The 5492-nt window shown below is 68.5% G+C and carries 6 protein-coding genes; 5 read left to right on the top strand and 1 reads right to left on the bottom strand.

All coding sequences use genetic code 11. The features are described 5' to 3' along the window. Both GXZ33_RS01125 and GXZ33_RS01120 read left to right on the top strand, forming a co-directional pair. Positions 1-662 (top strand): LysR family substrate-binding domain-containing protein (locus tag GXZ33_RS01125; RefSeq protein WP_291339028.1); only part of this gene is annotated, 662 nt, incomplete at its 5' end. Positions 663-672: 10 nt separating this feature from the next. Continuing rightward, positions 673-1626: a Sir2 family NAD-dependent protein deacetylase gene (locus tag GXZ33_RS01120; RefSeq protein ID WP_291339027.1), complete on the top strand. Its 954-nt coding sequence runs from the start codon at positions 673-675 to the stop codon at positions 1624-1626. Positions 1627-1633: 7 nt separating this feature from the next. Here the strand turns inward: GXZ33_RS01120 and GXZ33_RS01115 are convergent, their stop codons facing one another. After that, the gene (locus GXZ33_RS01115) at positions 1634-2506 is read right to left on the bottom strand and encodes a triacylglycerol lipase (protein ID WP_291339026.1); all 873 of its coding nucleotides are present in this window, start codon (positions 2504-2506) and stop codon (positions 1634-1636) included. A 61-nt stretch (positions 2507-2567) separates the two neighbouring features. On the opposite strand from GXZ33_RS01115, the gene GXZ33_RS01110 reads away from it, so the two are divergent. The 3 genes from GXZ33_RS01110 to amn all read left to right on the top strand — a co-directional run. Further along, positions 2568-3083 (top strand): ferritin, encoded by a 516-nt coding sequence (locus GXZ33_RS01110; protein ID WP_291339025.1) that lies wholly within the window; start codon positions 2568-2570, stop codon positions 3081-3083. Positions 3084-3152: 69 nt separating this feature from the next. After that, the gene (locus GXZ33_RS01105) at positions 3153-3947 is read left to right on the top strand and encodes a glucose 1-dehydrogenase (RefSeq protein WP_291339024.1); all 795 of its coding nucleotides are present in this window, start codon (positions 3153-3155) and stop codon (positions 3945-3947) included. 151 nt (positions 3948-4098) lie between these two features. Beyond that, positions 4099-5492: AMP nucleosidase (gene amn, locus GXZ33_RS01100; protein WP_291339023.1), on the top strand; the 1394-nt coding region annotated here is incomplete at its 3' end.

The raw sequence follows: 5492 nt of genomic DNA, 5'->3' as shown, positions 1-5492 counted from the left end.
CCGGCGCGGTCGGTCGGGTGCGGCTGTCCGTCGCGCCGGAGTTCAACTGGGGTTTCCTCCCGGACATCCTCCTCCGGCTCCGGCGGGAGGCCCCTGACGTCGAGCTCACGGTCATGGACCCCGCCCCCGCGGAGACCCTGGCCAACGTGCAGGAGGGGCGCAGTGACCTCGGCCTCATGATCACCGCCGATGTCGCTGACCTGCGGCGTCGCTACGGTGACACCCTCGTGGTGGAGACCGCCGCCACCCTGCCGCTCCAGCTGGCGCTGCCTGAAAGGCTGGGCCACCTGCCCTCCCCGCTCAACATCGCCGACCTGCGCGAGGAGACCCTCATCATCCCCTTCGCCTACCCCAGTTTCATCGGGCTGCCCGAGATCCTCGAGGTCTACTGGGCGGCCCACCCGGAGTTCCGCCCGTACCGCATCCAGAAGGTCTCCACCCTGCAGACCGCGGTGCCGCTCGTCTCCGGCGGGGTGGGCGTGGCCTACGTGACCGGGGTGGCCCGGAGATTCACCACCACCCGCGTCCACTACCGCGACATCCCCGATCCGCCGCCGCCGCTGTACACCGCGCTGCTCCACCGTCGCGACGCCTTCCTCAGCCCCGCCGCGGAGCGCCTGCGGGGGCTGCTGCTGGACTACCGTTCCGGTCATGGTCGATAGGGTGGGCCCCGTGGACACCCCGCTTTCCGACGCCCCCTTCGACGCCCCCGGCCTCAACGAATCGCACCGCTCCGCGCTGCGCTCCATCGCGCGGGTCGTCGCGGAGACGGCCGATCCGACCCCGCCGGAGCAGGCGTTGCCGCAGGTCGCGGAGCAGCTGGCGGAGGGCCCGGCGCTGGTGCTCACCGGGGCGGGCGTGTCGACGGACTCGGGCATCCCGGACTACCGCGGCCCGCAGGGCTCGCTCAGCCGCCACCGCCCGATGACGTACCAGGAGTTCAGCCACGACCCGGCGGCGTCGCACCGTTACTGGGCGCGCTCCTTCGTCGGCTGGCGGCAGATGGACGACGCCCGCCCCAACCGCACCCACTTCGCGCTCGTCGAGCTGGAGCGCGCCGGGTACATCGGCGGGCTGGTCACCCAGAACGTCGACGGCCTGCACCGGGACGCCGGCACGGAGAATCTCCTCCACCTGCACGGCAACCTCGACACCGTCATGTGCCTCGACTGCGGGGCCCGCGAGGACCGCCGTCTCTTCGGTGAGCGGCTGGAGGCGGCGAACCCCGGTTTCCTGGCCTCGGTCGCCGTCGACCCCTCGATGGTTAACCCTGACGGTGACGTCACCCTGCCGCAGTCGGTGGTCGACCGGTTCACCATGGTCGGGTGCCTGCGCTGCGGATCGGTGCGGCTCAAGCCGGACGTGGTGTACTTCGGTGAACCGGTGCCGGCCGCGCGGAAGGAACGGGCCGCGGAGATGCTGGAGGAGGCCGCGTCGCTGCTGGTGGTGGGCTCCTCGCTGGCCGTGATGAGCGGTTACCGGTTCGTCCTGGAGGCGCAGCGGCAGGGCAAGCGCGTCGCGGTGGTCAACGGCGGCCCGGGGCGTGCCGACCAGCGCGTCGACGTCCTCTGGCGTACCCCGGTCGCGCCGGCCTTCGACGACCTGCTCGACCATCTCGCGCTGTAACCGGCGCTCACACCTCGATGCCGTCGAGCGCGTCGCGCACGATCTGGCGCACGCGGGCGTCACCCGGCAGGTCGACGTGCAGCACCCGGGACTTCGGCTCCAGGTCCTGGACGACGATGTTCGTGATGTCCGCGTCCGGGTCGTCCGACTCCAGGAAGCACGTCTCCAGCGGCTGGATGATGGTGTCGAACCGGGTCGCGATGTTCGTGTACCCCACGCCCTCCTCGACGGGGCCGTCGCAGTTGATCTCGTCGAGAAGCGGGTGACCGGTGATCAGCTGGAAGCCGGAGGGGCCGAACCACGAGGAGATCGCGGAGGTGATCATCGACTCCCCGATCTTCGTGTTCGTCATGCCGGAGAGCATGCCGCCCATCGTCGTCCCGTTGTTCGGTGAGCCGAGGGTGACCAGGTGGCGGACCTTCGGGGCGCCGTCGAGAATGCGCATCCAGTAGCGGGCGAGGATCCCGCCCTGCGAATGCCCGACGAGCACGACCTGCCGTGCGCCGGTGACCTGCCGGACGGCGTCGATGTACGCGCCGATCTGCTCCGCGGACTCCTCGACGCGGTCGGTGGCGCGGCGCCCGAACTCGGGGGCGAACACAGCCCAGCCGTCCCCGCGCAGGTCAACAGCCAGATTCTGCCAGATGCCGTTGGTGTCGCCGGTGCCGTGGATGAGGATCACCGGCCACGGCCGTTCGGCGGTGGGGCGGGCGCGCCAGTCGTCCTCGAAGTGGCCGCGCGCCGGGATGCGGGCCGCCAGCGGGAGCTCGGGTCGGGTGGCCACCCGCGGCTCCGTGCCGTCCGCCCCACGGGTGGTCCGGAGCCGGTGGAGCCGGTCAGCGAGCTCCTTCTGCAGTTCTGCCAGGTAGTCGGTCGCCATGGGGCCAGCCTAGCGACGCACCGTCAGTGACACCCGCCACAAACAGACCTAGCATGGAGCCATGAAGATCAACGACAAGCTACTCGACACCCTCAACAAGCAGGTCACGGCCGAGCACCAGGCCGCCCTCATCTACCAGCAGCTCTCCTACGACCTCAACGCACTCAGCTTCTCCGGCATGAGCTCGTGGATGATGGCCCAGGCCGATGAGGAGCGCGCCCACGCCGAGAAGATCGCCGAGCACATCATGGCCCGCGGCGCGAACGTGCAGCTCGGGGACATCGAGATCCCGGAACTCACGGTCAACTCCCCGCTCGACGCCTTCACCATCTCCCTCGAGCATGAGCGGAAAGTCTCGGAGATGATCCGCAACCTGGCGCGCGTGGCCGATGAGGTCCAGGACTTCGACTCCCGCAGCCTGGTGAACTGGTTCCTCAACGAGCAGATCGAGGAGGAGGACACCGTCGGTGGCATCATCGACCAGCTCAAGCTCGTCGGCGAGGACGGCGCGGGACTGCTGCGTATCGACGCCCGCCTCGGCGCCGAGCGCGACCCCGTCACCGGCCCGGCGCAGTAGGTCCGGCAGGGACGCTGCGGCGTCGGTAGGTTGGGGACACATACGCAAATCCCCACCGAAGTAGTCATCATGACCGATCTCACGCAGCGTTTCGCAGGCAAGTCCGTCATCATCACCGGAGGTGCCGCAGGCCTGGGCCTGGCCGCCGCCGAACGTCTCGCGTCCGAAGGGGCGGACCTGCTCCTCGTCGACCTCAACGAGGAGGGGCTGAAGGACGCGCAGGAGAAGATCAGGGCTGCCCACCCGGAGCGCACCATCGAGGTGACCACCGCGGACGTGACCGATGAGGATGACGTCAAGGCGTACGTCGCGAAGGCCGTGGAACTGTTCGGCAGGATCGACGGCTTCTTCAACAACGCCGGTATCGAGGGCACGCAGAACCTCACGCACGAGTTCGGCGCCGAGGAGTTCAACAAGGTCGTCGCCGTCAACCTCAACGGCGTGTTCCTCGGCATGGCCGAGGTTCTCAAGCAGATGGTCACGCAGGGTGGCGGCCGCATCCTCAACTCGGCGTCGGTGGGTGGCATCCGCGGTGTCGGCAACCAGTCCGGTTACGCAGCCTCCAAGCACGGTGTCGTCGGCCTGACCCGTAACTCTGCGCGGGAGTACGGCAAGCACAACATCACCATCAACGCCATCGCGCCCGGAGCGATCATGACTGCGATGGTCGAGAACTCCCTCAAGCAGATGGGCGGCGACGACTGGGAGGAGGTCGGCCGGCAGTTCGTCTCCGTGAACCCTGCCGAGCGTTTCGGCCGCCCGGAGGAGGTCGGTGCCCTCGCGGCGTTCCTGCTCTCCGACGACGCCAGTTTCATCAACGGCACCGTCGTCCCGATCGACGGTGGCCAGCACGCGATGTACTGATTTCCGCACAACACTAGACAGCGAAGGGTAGCCTAACCTATTCTGATGGGGCTCCAACCTCTTCTGGACTGAGGCGGGAATCGGTGGACGTGGTGGTTCACCCCGATTCCCGCCTCAGTGCATTCCGGGGAATCTCGCTAGGCTGGCGGCCATGCACCAGGTTTTCGACGTCGACGAGGCCGTGGACGGCCTCGTCGAGCTCTACGACCACTCGACCGCCCTAGCCCGCACCATCCTGGATGAGGGCACCTACGACGACTACCGCGACGTCGTCTACCCGAAGATCATCGTCGACGTGAAGTCGTGGCGGCCCATCGACCGCAACGAACCCTTCGGCTACGTCGACGAGGCCGGCCGCTACTCCGCGACCCTCTCGAAACCCCACATCATCAGGGACTATCTGCGTGACCAGCTCACCCGTCTGACCGGCAACTACCCGTGCGACATGTACATCGGGCCGTCGTCGGAACGCATCCCCCCGGAGTACATCCGCGGCATCGAGGGCATCTCCGAGGCCCGGCGTGCCGGGGCGGGTGCCGCCGAGATCCCCCGCCCGACCCTGGACCACGTCCACGACGCCATCGTCGACGGTGAGTGGGAGGCGTTCCACGGTGCAGAGAAGCCGCTGTTCCACTTCGGCCCGCAGCGTTTCGACATCGCCTGCGCCCGCATCGAGCACTACACCGGCATCGAGGTGGAGACCCTCCAGCGGTTCATCCTCTTCACCAACTACGACATGCACACCACCGAGTTCGTGCGCTTCGGCATCAGCGAACTCGCCCGCGAGGACTCTCGCTACACCGACCTGCTGCTGCCCTCCGGGCGCCAGATCTCCCGCGACCGGGCCGCGCTCGTCGACTCCCGTTCGCTCGACCTCGGCTCCCGCTACCAGATGCCCCGCTACGACCTGTGCACCCGCGACGGTGACGGCATCACCATGATCAACATCGGCGTCGGACCGTCGAACGCCAAGACCATCACCGACTGCCTCGCCGTGCTGCGCCCGGAGGCGTGGATCATGATCGGCCACTGCGCCGGCATGGACGGCCGCATGCGCATCGGCGACCTCATCCTCGGCAACGCCTACCAGCGCCAGGACAGCATCCTCGACAGCCACATCTCCCACGACATCCCGATCCCCGCGATCCCGGAGATACAGATCGCCCTGGAGAACGCCGTCGAGGAGATCTACGGCGACGACAACTCCCTCATGCGTACCGGCACCGTCCTGTCCACCGCCGACCGCAACTGGGAGTGGCACACCCCGCGTGACCTGTGGGAGAACCTCCGCGGCTCGACCGCCGCGGCCGTCGACATGGAGTCCTCCGCCCTCGCCACCAACGGCTACCGCTACCGCGTCCCCTACGGCGCGCTGCTGTCGGTGTCGGACCTGCCGCTCCACGCCGTGCCGAAACTGCCCGCCCAGGCGCAGGCCTTCTACTCCAACTCGAAGGAAGCCCACGTCATGTGCGCCGTCCGGGCCGTGGAGTCCCTCGCGCAGGACCCCGAGCGCCTGCGCACACGCAAGCTGCGCCGCGCGATCGG

It is taken from the genome of Corynebacterium sp., assembly GCF_012838985.1.
Lineage (GTDB): Bacteria > Actinomycetota > Actinomycetes > Mycobacteriales > Mycobacteriaceae > Corynebacterium.
Note: the sequence above shows the minus strand (reverse complement) of the source record. Positions and strands in the feature narration are given on the sequence as shown.

Bases quoted from the DNA above. Each gene is read 5' to 3' on its own strand.
- GXZ33_RS01110 (WP_291339025.1), top strand. From the start codon at position 2,568: ATGAAGATCAACGACAAGCTACTCGACACCCTCAACAAGCAGGTCACG.
- GXZ33_RS01105 (WP_291339024.1), top strand. From the start codon at position 3,153: ATGACCGATCTCACGCAGCGTTTCGCAGGCAAGTCCGTCATCATCACC.
- GXZ33_RS01115 (WP_291339026.1), bottom strand. From the start codon at position 2,506: ATGGCGACCGACTACCTGGCAGAACTGCAGAAGGAGCTCGCTGACCGG.